This window comes from Actinacidiphila alni (genome assembly GCF_900112845.1).
GTDB classification, from domain to species: Bacteria; Actinomycetota; Actinomycetes; order Streptomycetales; family Streptomycetaceae; genus Actinacidiphila; species Actinacidiphila alni.
On sequence record NZ_FONG01000001.1, the window covers coordinates 661,510 to 677,447 of the forward strand.

The following is a 15,938-nucleotide window of genomic DNA, read 5'->3' on the forward strand; positions in this document are numbered from 1 at the left end:
AGTCGAGTCCATACCCAAGGAGGACAAGCGATGCCGACCACCGGGCAGAACGCCCCGATCGACGTACCCCGCGGTCTCAAGGGCGTGATCGTCACCGACACATCCATCGGCGACGTCCGCGGGACCGAGGGCTTCTACCACTACCGGGAGTTCTCGGCCGTGGAACTGGCCGACAGCCGCGGCTTCGAGGACGTCTGGCACCTGATGTTCCACGGGACGCTTCCCGACGCCGCCGAACGCGCCGCGTTCACCGCGCGCACCGCCGCCCTTCGGCACCTGCCCGCCGACGTGGCCGACGCCCTCCCGGTGATCGCGCGCGGCAGCGTCCTGTCCGGGCCGCTCGCCGGGCTGCGGACCGCGCTGTCGCTGACCGGCGCCTCGGCCGGCTTCCGGCCGCTGTACGACATCGCGCCCGACCGGCGCCGCGCCGACGCGCTGGCCGCCTGCGCCGTCGTACCGACCCTGCTCACCGCGCTGTACCGGCTCGGCCAGGGCCTCGCGCCGATCGAACCGCGCGACGACCTGCCCTATGCGGCGAATTACCTCTACATGCTGACCGGCGAGGAGCCCGACCCGGTGCGGGCCCGCGCGATCGAGCGCTATCTGATCTCGACCGTCGACCACGGCTTCAACGCGTCCACCTTCACCGCCCGCGTCATCGCCTCCACCGGCGCGGACCTGGCCGCCTGCCTGGTCGGCGCGATCGGCGCGCTGTCCGGGCCGCTGCACGGCGGCGCCCCCAGCCGCGCGCTCGACACGCTCGACGCCATCGGCAGCCCCGACCGGATCGACGGCTGGCTGCGCGAGCACATCGAGGCGGGCGACCGGATCATGGGCTTCGGCCACCCCGTCTACCGCACCGAGGACCCGCGCTCGCGGATGCTCAAGGGCATCGCACGCGGCTTCGGCGGCGATCTGGTGGACTTCGCCGTGCAGGTGGAGGCGCGCGCCGAGGCGCTGCTCGCGGAGCTGAAGCCCGGCCGCGAACTGCACATCAATGTCGAGTTCTACGCCGGTGTCGTGATGGAGCTGTGCGGGCTGCCGCGCGAGATGTTCACGCCCACCTTCGCCGCCGCCCGCGTCGTCGGCTGGAGCGCCAACATCCTGGAGCAGGCCGAGGACAGCAAGATCATCCGGCCGTCCGCGCGCTATGTCGGCCCGCCGCCGCCCCGGCCGGTGGCCGCCGCCTGACCGGAGGGGGCGTGGGAGGGGGCCCGGCCCAGAGCGAACCGGGGGAGGGGTGTGCCGGGGGGAGGGGTGTGTCGCATACCGACCAGTCGGTAATATCTGCTCGGTCAGGATGTCACCACCACCCCGAGGAGTCGACGTGCGCGCGATCCAGATCACCGAATTCGGCGGCCCCGAGGTGCTGCGCGAGACGGAACTGCCCGACCCCGTCGCGGGCCCGGGGCAGCTCCTGGTGGACGTGGACGCCGCCGGCGTCAACTACGCCGACACCCACACCGTCGAGGACTCCTACCTCGCCCGCTCCGTGCTCCCGCTGGTCCCCGGCGCCGAGGTGGTCGGCCGCACCGCCGACGGCCGCCGCGTCGTCGCCCTGACCGACCACGGCGGATACGCCCAGAAGGCCGTCGTCGAGGAACACCTCGCCCACGACGTGCCCGACGGCGTCACCGACGGTCAGGCGCTCGCGCTCGTCGTCCAGGGCCTCACCGCCTGGCACCTGCTGCGCACCTCGGGCCGGCTCGCCGAGGGCGAGAGCGTCGTGGTGCACGCGGCGGCCGGCGGCACCGGCTCGCTCGCCGTGCAGCTCGCCAAGGCGTTCGGCGCCGGCCGGGTCATCGCCACCGCGTCCTCCAAGGACAAGCGCGACCTCGCGCTGGAACTCGGCGCGGACATCGCCGTGGACGCGGACCCGGAGGGTCTGAAGGACCGTCTGATCGAGGCCAACGGCGGCAAGAAGGTCGACATCGTGCTGGAGATGACCGGCGGCCCGGTCTTCGACGCCTCGCTCGCCGCGCTCGCGCCGTTCGGCCGTCTCGTCACCTACGGCATGGCCTCCAGGACGCCCCCGACACCGGTGCAGGCCGCGCAGCTCATGGGCCGCTCCCGGGCCGTCGTCGGCTTCTGGCTGATGCACTGCCTGGGCCGCCCGGGGATGTACCGCGAGCCGATGGCGGAGATCCTGGCGATGACCGCGGCGGGCCGCCTCGTCCCGCGGGTCGGCGGCGTCTATCCGCTGTCCGAGGCCGCCAGGGCCCACCAGGACCTGCGGTCCCGGCAAACCTTCGGCAAATTGGTGCTCGATGTACGGGCCTGAGCGGAACCGACGGGCTCGTCGTAGTCGTTGAACCGGGTGCACACTCGACATCGAGGCACGACGGACCGTCTCCAGCGGTCCGCGCCCCGTACGTCTCGGGAGGGGCCATGGACCGCAACTGTTTCGCCGACGACCGGGGGCTGACCACCCGCATGGTGGTCACGATGTTCCTGATCGGTCTGCTCTACGTCGTCTTCGTGGGCGCCCTGCTGGCCCTGCTGCGCGGATCCTGGCCGCTGATCCTGGTGATCGCGGGCATCCTCTTCGTCGCGCAGTTCTGGTTCAGCGACCGCATCGCCGCCTTCAGCATGGGCGCCAAGGAAGTCACCCCGGAACAGGCGCCGGAGCTGCACGGCGTCGTGGACCGAATCTGCGCGCTCGCCGACATGCCCAAGCCCCGTGTCGCCATCGCCGACTCCGACGTGCCCAACGCCTTCGCCACCGGCTGCAATCAGAAGAACACCACGGTGTGCGCCACCACCGGACTGCTGCGCCGCCTGGAGCCCGACGAGCTGGAGGGCGTCATCGCCCACGAGCTGTCCCATGTGGCGCACAAGGACGTGGCGGTCATGACGATCGCGTCCTTCCTCGGCATCCTCGCCGGCGTCATCACCCGGATCGGGCTCTACGGCGGCTTCCGCCGGGTGCGCGGTCCCGGCACCGCCGTCATAGCGATCGCGATCCCGCTGGTCAGCGCCGTCGTCTACGCCATCAGCTTCCTGCTCACCCGGATGCTGTCGCGCTACCGCGAGCTGTCCGCCGACCGCAGCGCCGCGCTGCTCACCGGCCGCCCCTCGGCGCTGGCCTCGGCACTCACCAAGGTCACCGGTCAGCTCGCCGCGATCCCGACCAAGGACCTGCGCAAGGCCGAGCCGTTCAACGCGTTCTACTTCGCGCCCGCGCTCACCTCCGGCGCCGGCTCCCGCTTCTCCCGGCTGCTGTCCACCCACCCCACCCTGGACGCGCGGCTGGAGCAGCTCGGCCGGATCACCCGTGAACTGGACCGCCACTGATGGGACTGCTGGACGTCCTCCTCGGCCGGAGCAAGCCGGTCAGGCCCGATCTCGACCAGCTCTTCGGCCTCAGCTCGGCGGCCATCACCCTCGAAGCGGCGAGCGAGCTGCGGCCCACCGGTCTCGGCTCGGTCTGCTTCGCGGCCGTCGAGGGCGGCGCCTTCGCCGAGATCCAGCAGGATCTGCGGGCCCTGGTCGGCGCCGAGGCCAGCCAGGACTCCTACGGCTACACCTGGCTGCTCGCCCGCCGCGAACCGACGGAGATCATCGATCTCGTCACCGATCTGCACGCCGTCAACTCCGCCTTGGAGGAACGCGGCTTCGGCCCGCAGTTGCTCTGTTCGCTGCTCGGCTTCAAGGACGCCGCGGGCCACTCGCTCGCGCTCGTCTACCTCTACAAGCGCGGCTCCTTCTACCCCTTCGCGCCGCTGCCCGGCGAGAAGCGGGACAACGCGCTGGAGCTCCAGGTCAAGGCCCTGGTCGCCAACGACCTGCGGGTGGAGAACGACCTGTCGCGCTGGTTCCCGGTGTGGGGCGCGCCGGGCCTGTGACCCGCCGCCGCATCCCGCCGTCGCCGTCCTAGGCTGATCCCCGGATCCCCCGATTCCTGCCGAACCACCAGGAAAGGTGCACACGTATGACGTCCTACGATCCCGCCAAGGTGAAGGTCAGCCCCGAGCAGTGGGTGGCCGACCAGGCCCGCCTCTACGAGGAGTCCGACGGCACCGAAGGCACCGACCTCAACGGCTCGCCCTGCCTGCTCCTGGACTACCAGGGCCGGCGCAGCGGCGACTGGCTGCGCACCGTGCTCATCTACGGCCGGGACGGCGACGACTATCTGATCGTCGCCTCGAAGGGCGGCGCCCCCGAGCACCCCCTGTGGTACCTCAGCCTCCAGGCCAACCCCGAGGTCCACGTCCGCGTCCTCGGTGAGCGCTTCACCGCCCGCGCCGAGACGCTGTCGGCGCAGGACAAGGCCCGCGTATGGCCCCATCTGCTCGATGTCTACGCGCCCTACGCCGACTATCAGAAGAAGACCGACCGCGAGATCCCGGTGGTCCGCCTCAGCCGGGTCTGACCGCAAGGCACGACGCGTAAGGGGCGACCACCCAGGTGGTCGCCCCTTACGCATGTGCCGCTCACCGCCGGTCAGTGCGCGGACCTCGTGCGCCGCAAGCCGATCGTCAGCGCCGCGAGGGCCAGTTCGAGGCCGAGCAGGAACGCCAGCCCCAGACCGAAGGCGTGCGGGTAACCTCCGTGCGCCCCGTCGCCGACCGCGCCGTAGAAGATGATGCCGATCACGGCGATGCCGAGCGCGCCGCTGATCTGCTGGATGGTGGCGACCACCCCGGAGGCCGAACCGACAAGACCGGCAGGGACGGTGGCCAGCGCGTCATGGGTGAGCGGGGCGATGACCATGCCCATCCCGACGCCGTCCACGACGAGTCCGGGGACCAGCTCCCACAGGCTGCCCGTGCTGCCCGAGCGGTGCGCCGCCGCCCACAGCAGTCCGAGACCCGCGGCCATCGTCAGCGCTCCGGCCGGGACCGTACGGCTGCCGAGCCGGGCGGCCAGCCGGTGCGCGGTGGTGGAGGTCAGCAGATAGCCGCCGCCGATCGCCAGGAACACCGTCCCGGAGTGCAGCGCGTCCAGGCCGCGGCCCGCCTGCAGATACAGCGCGAGGATCAGGAAGAACGAGCCCTGCCCCGACCAGAAGAGGAACTGCGCGAGCGCGCCGGGCCCGAAGCCGCGCTGCCGGAACAGCTCCATGTTCAGCACCGGGTCCCCGCCGCGCCGGCCGAGCCGGTCCTGGTGCCGGAAGAAGACGGTGAACACGGCGGCGGACGCGGCCAGGCACAGCCAGGTCCACAGTGGCCAGCCCGCCGTGCGCCCCTGGATCAGCGGCAGCACCAGCGCGACGACCGCCGCCGTGGACAGCACCACACCGACGAGGTCGAGCCGGGGCCTGCGCGGCGCCCGGGACTCGGCCAGCGCCCGCGGCACCAGGGCCAGTGCCAGCAGGCCGACCGGCAGATTGATCAGGAAGCACGCGCGCCAGCCGAGCCCGAACACGTCGGCCTTGATCAGCAGCCCGCCGATCAGCTGCCCGAACACCGCACCGATCCCCATCGTCAGCCCGTACATGCTGAAGGCACGGGCCTGCGCCTTCCCCGCGTACGCGGTCTGCAGGATCGACAGCACCTGCGGGCTCATCAGCGCCGCCGACAGACCCTGGAGGACCCGCGCCGCGACCAGCGAACCGGAGGTCGGCGCCAGACCGCAGGCCGCCGAGGTGACGGTGAACAGGGCGAGGCCGACCGCGAACATCCGGCGGCGGCCGAAGATGTCGCCGAGCCGTCCGGCGGTGATCAGACCGGTGGCGACCGCGAGCCCGAAGCCGGCGACCACCCACTGGATCGCGGCGGTGCTCGCGTCGAGATCGCTCTGCACGGCGGGGATCGCCACATTGACGATGAAGATGTCGAGCGAGGTCATGAAAGTCGCGGCCAGCAGGACGAGCAGGCCCAGGCCGGACCGTTCGGCGGCCGGCGGGCCGCCCCGGCGCGCGGGCGGGGTGACGGTGGTGGTGGCCGAGGCCATGGCGGAACTCCTGTCGCGGTGAAGGGGAGTGAGCGGCGGGCACGGGGGGAGGGGCGGTTCCCGGCGGACACCGCCCCTCCGGTCGGCTCAGGCGCCGGCCGGGACCTTGTCGAGGAAGCCCTGGACGCTGTGCACGAGGCCGTCGTCACCGATCTCGACCACGTCGAAGCCGATCACCGCCGACTCGCCGCCTGCCGGCCCCAACTCCCAGGTGAAACGGGCCAGGTGGTGGTGCGTGTCGACGGCGCCGAGCGTGAGGACGAAGCCGGGGAACTGCTCCTGGACCGCGGCCACCACCGCGTCGAAGGCGGCGCGGCCCGTGACGTCGGCCAGCGGATCGGTGTAGCGGGCGTCGGCGGCGAGGATCTCGTCGACCAGAAGGCGCCGGGCGGCCGGGTCGGTCTCGTTCCAGACGGCGATGTAGCGCTGGACCAGGTGCTGGTTGTCACTCATGACTGATGTCTCCCTGCGTTGTGCGGCGTCGGATCGCGCCGTGTTCTCGCAGGTCAAGACGGTACGGACGGGCTCGCGTCGGCGAATCAGTCATCGTTGGGTACTTCGGCGGCCGGTGACCGGTCATGACCGCCGGGGCCGCGCCCTCGTATGGGTCACGCGGACGCCCAGCGCCCCGGGGAGCGGCCCGCCCGGCGGGCCGCCACGGAGGCGGAGATCAGCGCGCCGCGTCCAGCCGGACCTTCAGCGCGTCCAGGGTGTCGGCGATGCGCGGCGAACCGCACAGCCGGGACAGCCGCGCCGCCTCGCGGCCGAGCGACCGCGCGCCCTCCAGATCGCCGGTCAGGGCGCGGGCGGTCGCGGCGCGCGCGGAGTACAGGCAGCGGTCGCGGACGTACGAGGCGTCCTGCATGGCCAGCGCCTGTTCCAGCAGCGGCCTGGCCTCGTGCGCGTGCCCGAGGTCGAGCAGCGACTGGCCGCTCTGCGCGGCCAGTTCCACGGTGTCGAACCAGTAGAGCCAGGACGGCCCCGACTCCCGCTCCGCCAGGTCCAGTTGGCGTTCCGCCTCGGCGACCGCGCGCCGCGAGGGACCGTCGGCGCCGACCGCGGCGTGCGCCCGGCTGAGCCTGCTGGCGGCCAGCGCGCGCACCGCCGGGGGAGCGCCGCCGGCCGCCCGTACCCCCGCCTCTGCCGCGGCCACCGCGTCCCGCGGCCGGCCCGCGATCACCGCGTGCAGCGCGAGGCCGCCCCACAGCGCCACCGCGAGCGAGCGGTCGCCCGCGCTGTGCGCGAGCCGCAGCCCGGTCAGATAGTGCCGCTGCGCGGCGCCGTGCCGGCCGGTGTCGGTGGCCGCCCAGCCGCCGAGCTGCGCCAGATCGGCGGCGACCCGCAACAGCCGTCCCTCGTGCGCCCGTTCGTGCTGGCCGCGGTGCAACAGGCCGCGCACCATCCGCAGATCGGCCTCCACGCGATGCCGTACGGACGCGCCGCCGAGCCGGTCGTCGAGCTTGCGCAGCCCCAGCACCCCGGCCTCGAGCCACTCGATCACGGGCCGGTCCACCACGGCCGCCGCCAGGGTGGCGTCGACAGCGTTGTCGGGAAGCGCCGTCGCGGCGGTCGCCTGCCGCGGTACGCGTTCCGGCCGGGGGGCGGGTATCGCCTCGTCGTCCCAGTGCCCGGCCACAGCGGCCGACGCCGTACCGCGGTCCGTGCCCTTGCCCGTACGCCGGGCCGCCTTCGCCGGATCGGTGACCGCCTGGCCGCCGGGATGCGCGCCGGCCGGGTGCACGGCCGTGCCCGTAGTCCCGCCCGCGCTCGTCGGCCGGCCCGGGCCGGGGCCCGTGTCCGCGCTCGGGCCCGCGGAACCGGCCGCCGTGCCTTCCGCGCCTGCCGCGTCCCAGTCCGCGATGGCGTCGAGCAGCGCCTGCTCGTCCGCGATGGGGTAACCACGAGGGTCGCCCGTGCCGTTGTCCAGCAGCGCGGTCAGCGCGGTGAGGCTGCCCTCGGTGGTCCACGGCAGCCCGTCCGGCATGCCGCCGTGCGCGGGGAGCCAGCGCGGCCAGGGCCGCAACTCCAGTTCCCTGGCCGGGATTCCGAGCGCGCGGGCCAGCGCGCGCTGGCTGTCCGCCTCCGGCACGACACCCCAGTGCTCCCAGCGCCAGACCTTCTCCCGGCGGGCCGCCATCGGCACTCCGAGGATCCGCGCGTTGTCGGCTATGACCCGGGCCAGGTCCTGGTAGCTCCAGCCGTGTCTTCGCCGTACATACGCCAGCGGGTGAGTGGAGGCGGCAGCACTCTGCCGTTCCTCCGCGTCCGCACCGCTCACGCTCCCGCCGTCCATGTCACCTGGTCCCCTGGTCCCCGCCGCGCGACGCCGCAACACCTTGATCGGCCTGACGAATATCAGGAGTACGGCCGCCCGCGCAGCCGAACCCCCGCATCCTTCCCGTTCCGTGTCCCAAACCCCCGCCACCCTACGGGACTACAACGAGACAACAGGCCCGGCCTTGATGCCACCCCGTGCCGACCGATTGGCTGTGCGTGATCACATGACGTCACGCGCGCCGTGGAGGGCTACCCGCGGATGACCCCACCGCCGCCACCCTTCCGCTTCTCACGCGGTAAGGACGACCTGGCTTTCGATCCCGCGCTCGACGACGAGGAGTTGGTCGCCGCGCGGGCCGGCCTCGCCCACGGGCGCTGGACGGAGGTCCGCGAACTGCTCGCCCGCACCGGGGAGAACTGGGACCGCCGCGGACACCGGCTGGTCGTCCTCGGCGAGGGCAAGAGCGCCGCCGCCTGGGCGGGCGAGTGGCTGCTCGCCGAGCCGGAGAGCACCGACGCCGTCGCGCTGGCCGCCTTCGCCGCCGTCTTCCGCGCGACCGCGGGCAAGCAGAGCGCGGAGTCGGCCCGTGAACTGTGCCTGCGCGCCGCCCGGATGACCCCGCGCGACCCTTCGCCGTGGCTCGCGTTGCTGGTGCTGGCCCGCCGCACCGGCACCGACGACGACCAGGTCCGCGCCTTCGACCAGGCCCGCGGCCGGCACCGCGGCCACCACCACGCGCACCATCTGATGACCCAGTGCCTGGCGGAGCGTCAGAAGACCGACGGCGAGGACCCGTTCCACGAGGTCTACGAATTCGCCGAGTGGGCCGCCGACGAGGCCGGCCGCGGATCCCCGCTGACCGTCCTGCCGTTGGTCGCGCTCGTCGAGCGCTACCGGGTGCTGGCGGCGGCCCGCGTCCTGCCGGAAGCGCCCGACAACCTCCCGTACTGGGGCAGTCCGCGTGCCCGGCAGAGCGTGCGCACGGCCTTCGACTGGTGGCTGGAATGGGACGGGTCCGACCACTCGCGGCTGCTGCTCGACCTGAACTACCTTGCGTACGGCAAATTCCACGCCGGTGACACGGTGGAGGCCGCCGCGCTGTTCAACCGGATCGGCTCGGAAGCGACCCGCATCCCGTGGTCGTACCCCGACCGCGACCCGAAGAAGGCGTTCCGTGCCGCGCGCAACTACGCGCTCGGTTTCGGCAGATCGTGAATCCCGGCAGTTGGCACTCCCAGCAGTTCGCGAGTGATCGGCTCGTACGTTCTCGCACGTCCCCGCAAAGCCCAAGCAAGAACCGAACCACGGACCACCGGAAGGACACCGCAGCATGCTGACGGGCAGTACCACCGAGATCAGCACGTTCAAGGGCGAGCAACGCGCATTGCGCGCGGACCGGATCGGCGCACCGGCCCTCCTGCTCTCGGTTCTCGCCGCCACCGCGCCCCTGATGGTGGTGGCCGGGGTCATCCCGACGACGTTCGCCACCATGGGCGTCGTCGGCGTGCCGCTGCTGTTCGTCATCGTCGGCCTCGTGCTGATCCTGTTCAGCTTCGGCTACGCCGAGATGAGCCGCCACGTGCACAACGCCGGCGCGCTGTACGCGTACATATCCCGGGGCCTGGGCGGCACGATGGGCGCCTGCGCCTCCTATGTGGCGCTGTTCGCGTACAGCATCATGCAGGTCGGCCTCTACGGGATCTTCGGCTACGAGATCTCCAGCCAGATCGCCCAGCACTGGAGCCACAACGTGGCCTGGTGGATCCCGGCGCTCGGCGGCGTCGCGATCACCGCGGTCTTCGGCGCGCTGAAGATCGACCTCAACGCGAAGACGCTCGGCGTGCTGCTGCTGGTCGAGACGGTGCTCACCATCGTCTTCGACATCAGCTTCCTGTCCGACCCCGGCCCGCAGGGCGTCTCGGTGCACGCCTTCGACCCGGGCACGCTCAGCGGCGCGGGCCTGGGCACCGCGCTCTGCTTCACCATCGCCGGCTTCGTCGGCTTCGAACAGGCCCCGGTCTACGCCGAGGAGACCAGCGACGCGCAGCGCGTGGTGTCCAAGGTGATGTTCATCGCGATCGGCTTCGCCACCCTCTTCTTCGCCTTCAGCGCGTGGGCGATCACCGTGGGCACCGGTCCCGACCACGTCGTCGGCGCCGCTCAGGAGCAGGGCCCGAACCTGATCTTCTCGCTCAACCAGGCCCGGCTCGGCACCGCGTTCACCGACACCCTGAACATCTTCTTCATCACCGGCATCTTCGCCTCGATGCTGAGCTTCCACAATGTCGTCGCCCGCTACGCCTTCGCCATGGGCCGCGACGGTCTGCTGCCCTCGGCGGTCGGCCGCACCTCGAAGTCCAGCGGCGCCCCCGCCGTCGGCTCCTTCCTTCAGACGCTGGTCGCGCTGGCCGTCGTCATCGCCTTCGCCGCCACCGACGACGGCAAGTTCGACCCGAAGTTCGGCCCGGACCCGACGGCCCCCGTGCTGCGCATGTTCACCTGGGCGGGCAATGTCGGCGCGCTCGGCATCGTGCTCCTGATGGCCACCGCCGCCGTCGCCGTCATCGCGTTCTTCGTCAAGCGCGGCGCGGCCGGGCAGCAGGCGTGGCGCCTGGTCACCTCGGGTCTGGCCGCGATCGCGCTGGTGGTCATCGCCGTCTACTCGGTGAAGGACTTCTCGGTGCTGCTCGGCGCCAACCCCGGCCACGGGCTGCGCTGGATCCTGCCCGGCATCATCGCGCTGGCCGCGGTCATCGGCCTCGTCTACGGCCTGGTGCTGCGCAGCAAGCGGCCCGAGGTGCACGCCAGGATCGGCCAGGGCAACGAGGCGTTCCAGCTGGAGAAGGCCGCCTCGCAGGCCGCGTCCTCCTGATCCGCGGCGCTTCGGCCGTACGCCCGAACGTACGCACCGACGGCCCGCCGGACCCCGACCAGGGGCCCGGCGGGCCGTCGCCTTTCCGGGCGGCACCCCGTTCGGGGCGGTCAGTGCGGCGAACTGAGCGAGCGCTCAGTCAGCCCTTGCCAAGAGTGGAACGTGTTCCTAGCATCACTGATGTGACATCGGAACTGTCAAACCCCGCGGGCCCGCTCGCGGACGTCCGCGTCGTCGAGCTGGCCGGTATCGGTCCCGGGCCGTTCGCCGCGATGCTGCTGGCCGACCTCGGCGCCGATGTCGTACGGGTGGACCGGCCGGGCGGCGCGGGTCTGGGCGTCGCCCCCGAGCACGACCTGACCAACCGCAACAAGCGTTCCGTGCTGGTCGACCTCAAGGCGGACGGCGGGTCCGCGGCCGTACTCGATCTCGTCGCGCGCGCCGACATCCTCGTCGAGGGCTACCGGCCCGGCGTCGCCGAACGCCTCGGCGTCGGCCCCGACGCCTGCCTGGCCCGCAATCCGCGGCTGGTCTACGGCCGGATGACCGGCTGGGGACAGCAGGGCCCGCTCGCCGCCACCGCGGGCCACGACATCGGCTACCTCGCCGTCACCGGCGCCCTCGGCATGACCGGAGCCGCCGACCGCCCGCCGGCCGCCCCCGCCAATCTGCTCGGCGACTACGCGGGCGGTTCCCTCTACCTGGTCACCGGCGTGCTGGCGGCCCTGCACCACGCCCGTACGCACGGCGAGGGCCAGGTCGTCGACGCCGCCATCGTCGACGGCGCCGCCCATCTGAGCACGATGATCCACGCGCTGCTCGCGGCCGGCGCCTGGCAGGACCGCCGCGAGGCCAATCTGCTGGACGGCGGCGCCCCCTTCTACGGCGTGTACGAGACCGCCGACGGCCGGCACATGGCCGTCGGCGCCCTGGAGCAGCGTTTCTACGACACTTTCGCGACGCTGCTGGAACTGGCCCCCGCGGACGCGGCCCTGCGCGCGGACCCCGCGCACTGGCCTGAACTGCGTGCAGCGGTCGCCGCCCGTTTCCGCACCCGCAGCCGCGAGGAGTGGACACGCGTCTTCGAGGGGTCCGACGCGTGCGTGGCGCCCGTACTCTCGTTGCGTGAGGCCCCGGAGCACCCGCATCTGGCGGCCCGCGGCACCTTCACGGAGGCGGCGGGCACGGTGCAGCCCGCGCCCGCCCCGCGGCTGTCCGCCACCCCCGGCGCGCTCCGCCGCCCGCCCGCGCTGCCCGGCGCGCACACCGCGGAAGTGGCCCGCGACTGGGACGCCCCGGCCCTGCTGGAGCCATGAGTCCTCTGCCGATGTGATCAACCGACCCCGCTGAATCCCGCGCCGCCGACCCGCACCGCCCACCCTCCAGAAGGCCCTGCCGGAAGCCCTCTCCAAGCCCTCCAGAAAGGCACGACGTTGAGCACCGAGGCCTACGTCTACGACGCCGTACGCACCCCGCGCGGGCGCGGAAAGGCGAACGGATCCCTGCACGGCACCAAGCCGATCGACCTCGTCGTCGGCCTCATCCACGAACTGCGCCGCCGCTTCCCCTCGCTCGACCCGGCCGCCATCGACGACATCGTGCTCGGCGTCGTCAGCCCGATCGGCGACCAGGGCTCGGACATCGCCCGGATCGCGGCCATCGCCGCGGGTCTGCCCGACACCGTGGCGGGCGTCCAGGAGAACCGCTTCTGCGCCTCCGGCCTCGAAGCGGTCAACCTGGCCGCGGCCAAGGTCCGTTCCGGCTGGGAGGACCTGATCCTCGCGGGCGGCGTCGAATCCATGTCCCGGGTCGCGATGGGCTCCGACGGCGGCGCCTGGGCGATGGACCCCATGACGTCGTACGAGACCGGCTTCGTCCCGCAGGGCGTCGGCGCCGACCTGATCGCCACCCTCGGCGGCTGGACCCGGCACGACGTGGACACCTACGCCTCGATGTCGCAGGAGCGCGCGGCCGAGGCGTGGAAGGAGGGCCGCTTCGCCCGGTCCGTCGTGCCCGTGCGCGACCGCAACGGCCTCACCGTGCTCGACCACGACGAATTCATCCGCCCCGGCACCACGCCCGAGACGCTCGCCAAGCTCAAGCCGTCCTTCGCCGACATCGGCGACCTCGGCGGTTTCGACGCCGTCGCGCTGCAGAAGTACCACTGGGTCGAGGCCATCGACCACGTCCACCACGCGGGCAACTCCTCCGGCATCGTGGACGGCGCCGCCCTCGTCGCCATCGGCAACCGCGAGATCGGCGAACGCTACGGCCTCACCCCGCGCGCCCGGATCGTCTCGGCCGCGGTCTCCGGCTCCGAGCCGACCATCATGCTCACCGGACCCGCCCCCGCCTCCCGCAAGGCGCTGGCCAAGGCCGGGCTGACCGTCGACGACATCGACCTGATCGAGATGAACGAGGCGTTCGCCGCCGTCGTCCTGCGCTTCGCCTCCGACCTCGGCGTCAGCATCGACAAGGTCAACGTCAACGGCGGCGCCATCGCGCTCGGCCACCCGCTCGGCGCGACCGGCGCGATGATCCTCGGCACCCTGATCGACGAACTGGAGCGCCGCGACCAGCGGTACGGGCTCGCCACCCTCTGCGTCGGCGGCGGCATGGGAGTCGCCACCGTCGTCGAACGCCTCTGAACCTGCCCCCGCGTGACCCCTGCGTGACCCACCACGTGCCCCCTCACGGAACCGACGGAGCCCGAAGACCATGAGCGAGTCCACCACCATCCGCTGGGAGCAGGACACCGACGGCATCGTCACCCTGGTCCTTGACGACCCGGCGCAGTCCGCGAACACCATGAACGCGGCCTTCGCCGACTCCCTCGACGCCACCCTCGACCGCCTCGACGCCGAACTCGACGGCGTCCGCGGCGTCATCGTCACCTCCGCCAAGAAGACCTTCTTCGCCGGCGGCGACCTGCGCGACCTGATCCGCGCGACCCCGGAGGACGCCGCCGACGTGCTCGCCGGTTCGATGCGCATCAAGCGCCGGCTGCGCCGCCTGGAGACCCTCGGCAAGCCGGTCGTCGCCGCGATCAACGGCGCGGCGCTCGGCGGCGGTTACGAGATCGCGCTGGCCTGCCACCACCGCATCGCGCTCGACACCCCCGGCACCAAGATCGGCCTGCCCGAGGTCACCCTCGGCCTGCTGCCCGGCGGCGGCGGAGTCGTCCGCACGGTCCGGCTGCTCGGCATCGCCGACGCGCTGCTGAAGGTGCTGCTCCAGGGCCGGCAGTACTCCGCTCCGCGCGCCCTGGAGGCCGGTCTGATCCACGAGGTCGCCACCGACCGGGACGCGATGCTGGCGAGCGCGCGGGCCTGGGTGCTGGCCCACCCCGAGGCCCGCCAGCCCTGGGATACCCCCGGCTACAAGATCCCCGGCGGCACCCCCAAGAGCCCCGCCTTCGCCGCCAATCTGCCCGCCTTCCCGGCCAATCTGCGCAAGCAGCTCGCGGGCGCGCCCTACCCGGCGCCACTGGCGATCCTGTCCGCGGCCGTCGAGGGCTCCCAGGTGGACATCGACACCGCCACCCTCATCGAGGGCCGCTACTTCACCGAACTGGCCTGCGGCCGCACCTCGAAGAACATGATCCAGGCGTTCTTCTTCGACATGCAGGCCGTCAACTCCGGTGCCAGCCGCCCCGAGGGCGTCCCCGCCCGCCAGGTCACCAAGGTCGCCGTCCTCGGCGCCGGAATGATGGGCGCGGGCATCGCCTACTCCTGCGCGCGGGCCGGCATCGACGTCGTCCTCAAGGACGTCAGCGCCGAGGCCGCCGAGCGCGGCAAGGCGTATTCGGCGACTCTGCTCGACAAGGCGCTGGCCAAGGGCCGCACCACCCCCGAGAAGCGCGAGGCGCTGCTCGCCCGGATCACCCCGACCGCCGACCCGGCCGACCTCGCGGGCTGCGACGCCGTCATCGAGGCGGTCTTCGAGGACGCGGCCCTCAAGCACAAGGTGTTCCAGGAGATCGAGCACATCGTGGCGCCCGACGCCCTGCTGTGCTCCAACACCTCCACGCTGCCCATCTCCGCGCTCGCCGAAGGGGTGCGGCGGCAGGGCGACTTCATCGGCCTGCACTTCTTCTCGCCGGTCGACAAGATGCCGCTGGTGGAGATCATCAAGGGCGAGCGGACCGGCGACGAGGCACTGGCCCGCGCCTTCGACCTCGTACGGCAGATCCGCAAGACACCGATCGTCGTCAACGACTCGCGCGGCTTCTTCACCTCCCGGGTGATCGGCCACTTCATCAACGAAGGCGTCGCCATGATCGGCGAGGGCGTCGCGGCGGCCTCCGTCGAACAGGCAGCGGCGCAGGCCGGCTACCCCGCCAAGGTGCTGTCGCTGCTGGACGAGCTGACGCTCACCCTGCCGCGCAAGATCCGCCGCGAGACGCGCGCCGCCGTCGAGGCCGAAGGCGGCAGCTGGCAGGAACACCCGGCCGAGCGGGTCATCGACCGCATGGTCGACGAATTCCAGCGGCCCGGCCGCAGCGGGGGAGCGGGCTTCTACGACTACGCCGACGGCCGCCGCACCCGGCTGTGGCCCGGTCTGGCGGAGCACTTCGGCACACCCGGCACCGAACTGCCGATGCGCGACATGCAGGAGCGGATGCTCTTCGCGGAGTCGCTGGACACCGTACGGCTGCTGGAGGAGGGCGTGCTCACCTCCGTCGCCGACGCCAACATCGGCTCCATCCTCGGCATCGGCTTCCCCGCCTGGACCGGCGGCGTGCTCCAGTACATCAACGGGTACGAGGGCGGCGTCGCGGGCTTCACCGCGCGGGCCCGGGAGCTGGCCGCCACCTATGGCGACCGCTTCACGCCGCCCGCCCTGCTGGTGGCGAAGGCCGAGAGCGGGGAGACGTTCACCGACGGGCACTGA

Annotated in this window: 13 protein-coding genes; 10 read left to right on the forward strand and 3 right to left on the reverse strand. The window is 72.4% G+C overall.

Annotated features, from left to right (window positions below):
* Window positions 1-30 precede the first annotated feature (30 nt).
* From BM076_RS02690 to BM076_RS02710, 5 genes are all read left to right on the forward strand, one after another.
* Window positions 31-1,191 (forward strand): citrate synthase/methylcitrate synthase, encoded by a 1,161-nt coding sequence (locus tag BM076_RS02690; protein ID WP_093711650.1) that lies wholly within the window; start codon window positions 31-33, stop codon window positions 1,189-1,191.
* A 136-nt stretch (window positions 1,192-1,327) separates the two neighbouring features.
* The gene (locus BM076_RS02695; RefSeq protein ID WP_093711651.1) at window positions 1,328-2,281 is read left to right on the forward strand and encodes a quinone oxidoreductase family protein; all 954 of its coding nucleotides are present in this window, start codon (window positions 1,328-1,330) and stop codon (window positions 2,279-2,281) included.
* A gap of 107 nt (window positions 2,282-2,388) precedes the next feature.
* A complete protein-coding gene (gene htpX / locus BM076_RS02700; RefSeq protein WP_093711652.1) occupies window positions 2,389-3,294 on the forward strand; it encodes a zinc metalloprotease HtpX in 906 nt (301 codons plus the stop codon).
* Window positions 3,294-3,845, forward strand: a complete 552-nt coding sequence (gene pspAB / locus BM076_RS02705; protein WP_093711653.1) for a PspA-associated protein PspAB — start codon at window positions 3,294-3,296, stop codon at window positions 3,843-3,845. Before htpX ends, pspAB begins: the two co-directional genes overlap by 1 nt.
* Before the next feature lie 86 nt (window positions 3,846-3,931).
* Window positions 3,932-4,372, forward strand: coding sequence for a nitroreductase family deazaflavin-dependent oxidoreductase (locus BM076_RS02710; RefSeq protein ID WP_093711654.1), 441 nt, complete (start codon window positions 3,932-3,934; stop codon window positions 4,370-4,372).
* Between the two features lie 71 nt (window positions 4,373-4,443).
* On the opposite strand, the gene BM076_RS02715 is transcribed toward BM076_RS02710, so the two are convergent.
* The 3 genes from BM076_RS02715 to BM076_RS36405 all read right to left on the reverse strand — a co-directional run bounded on the left by BM076_RS02715 (window position 4,444) and on the right by BM076_RS36405 (window position 8,188).
* A complete protein-coding gene (locus tag BM076_RS02715) occupies window positions 4,444-5,895 on the reverse strand; it encodes an MFS transporter (RefSeq protein WP_093711655.1) in 1,452 nt (483 codons plus the stop codon).
* Between the two features lie 87 nt (window positions 5,896-5,982).
* Window positions 5,983-6,348 (reverse strand): nuclear transport factor 2 family protein, encoded by a 366-nt coding sequence (locus tag BM076_RS02720; RefSeq protein WP_093711656.1) that lies wholly within the window; start codon window positions 6,346-6,348, stop codon window positions 5,983-5,985.
* Window positions 6,349-6,565: 217 nt separating this feature from the next.
* Window positions 6,566-8,188, reverse strand: a complete 1,623-nt coding sequence (locus BM076_RS36405) for a hypothetical protein (RefSeq protein ID WP_177246293.1) — start codon at window positions 8,186-8,188, stop codon at window positions 6,566-6,568.
* A gap of 243 nt (window positions 8,189-8,431) precedes the next feature.
* Between BM076_RS36405 and BM076_RS02730 the strand changes: the two genes are divergently transcribed.
* The 5 genes from BM076_RS02730 (at window position 8,432) to BM076_RS02750 (ending at window position 15,938) form a co-directional block, all read left to right on the forward strand.
* The gene (locus BM076_RS02730; RefSeq protein ID WP_093711753.1) at window positions 8,432-9,388 is read left to right on the forward strand and encodes a hypothetical protein; all 957 of its coding nucleotides are present in this window, start codon (window positions 8,432-8,434) and stop codon (window positions 9,386-9,388) included.
* A 115-nt stretch (window positions 9,389-9,503) separates the two neighbouring features.
* The gene (locus tag BM076_RS02735; protein ID WP_093711657.1) at window positions 9,504-11,045 is read left to right on the forward strand and encodes an APC family permease; all 1,542 of its coding nucleotides are present in this window, start codon (window positions 9,504-9,506) and stop codon (window positions 11,043-11,045) included.
* A 182-nt stretch (window positions 11,046-11,227) separates the two neighbouring features.
* On the forward strand, window positions 11,228-12,361 hold the full coding sequence (locus tag BM076_RS02740) for a CaiB/BaiF CoA transferase family protein (protein WP_093711658.1): 1,134 nt from the start codon (window positions 11,228-11,230) through the stop codon (window positions 12,359-12,361).
* Between the two features lie 117 nt (window positions 12,362-12,478).
* The gene (locus BM076_RS02745; protein WP_093711659.1) at window positions 12,479-13,693 is read left to right on the forward strand and encodes an acetyl-CoA C-acetyltransferase; all 1,215 of its coding nucleotides are present in this window, start codon (window positions 12,479-12,481) and stop codon (window positions 13,691-13,693) included.
* 70 nt (window positions 13,694-13,763) lie between these two features.
* The gene (locus BM076_RS02750; protein ID WP_093711660.1) at window positions 13,764-15,938 is read left to right on the forward strand and encodes a 3-hydroxyacyl-CoA dehydrogenase NAD-binding domain-containing protein; all 2,175 of its coding nucleotides are present in this window, start codon (window positions 13,764-13,766) and stop codon (window positions 15,936-15,938) included.

What these genes read in the sequence shown, in the direction of transcription:
- BM076_RS02750 (WP_093711660.1), top strand. Translation starts at nt 13,764, where the DNA reads ATGAGCGAGTCCACCACCATCCGCTGGGAGCAGGACACCGACGGCATC.
- BM076_RS02735 (WP_093711657.1), top strand. Translation starts at nt 9,504, where the DNA reads ATGCTGACGGGCAGTACCACCGAGATCAGCACGTTCAAGGGCGAGCAA.
- BM076_RS02690 (WP_093711650.1), top strand. Translation starts at nt 31, where the DNA reads ATGCCGACCACCGGGCAGAACGCCCCGATCGACGTACCCCGCGGTCTC.
- BM076_RS02715 (WP_093711655.1), bottom strand. Translation starts at nt 5,895, where the DNA reads ATGGCCTCGGCCACCACCACCGTCACCCCGCCCGCGCGCCGGGGCGGC.
- BM076_RS02720 (WP_093711656.1), bottom strand. Translation starts at nt 6,348, where the DNA reads ATGAGTGACAACCAGCACCTGGTCCAGCGCTACATCGCCGTCTGGAAC.
- pspAB (WP_093711653.1), top strand. Translation starts at nt 3,294, where the DNA reads ATGGGACTGCTGGACGTCCTCCTCGGCCGGAGCAAGCCGGTCAGGCCC.
- htpX (WP_093711652.1), top strand. Translation starts at nt 2,389, where the DNA reads ATGGACCGCAACTGTTTCGCCGACGACCGGGGGCTGACCACCCGCATG.
- BM076_RS02710 (WP_093711654.1), top strand. Translation starts at nt 3,932, where the DNA reads ATGACGTCCTACGATCCCGCCAAGGTGAAGGTCAGCCCCGAGCAGTGG.
- BM076_RS36405 (WP_177246293.1), bottom strand. Translation starts at nt 8,188, where the DNA reads ATGGACGGCGGGAGCGTGAGCGGTGCGGACGCGGAGGAACGGCAGAGT.
- BM076_RS02730 (WP_093711753.1), top strand. Translation starts at nt 8,432, where the DNA reads ATGACCCCACCGCCGCCACCCTTCCGCTTCTCACGCGGTAAGGACGAC.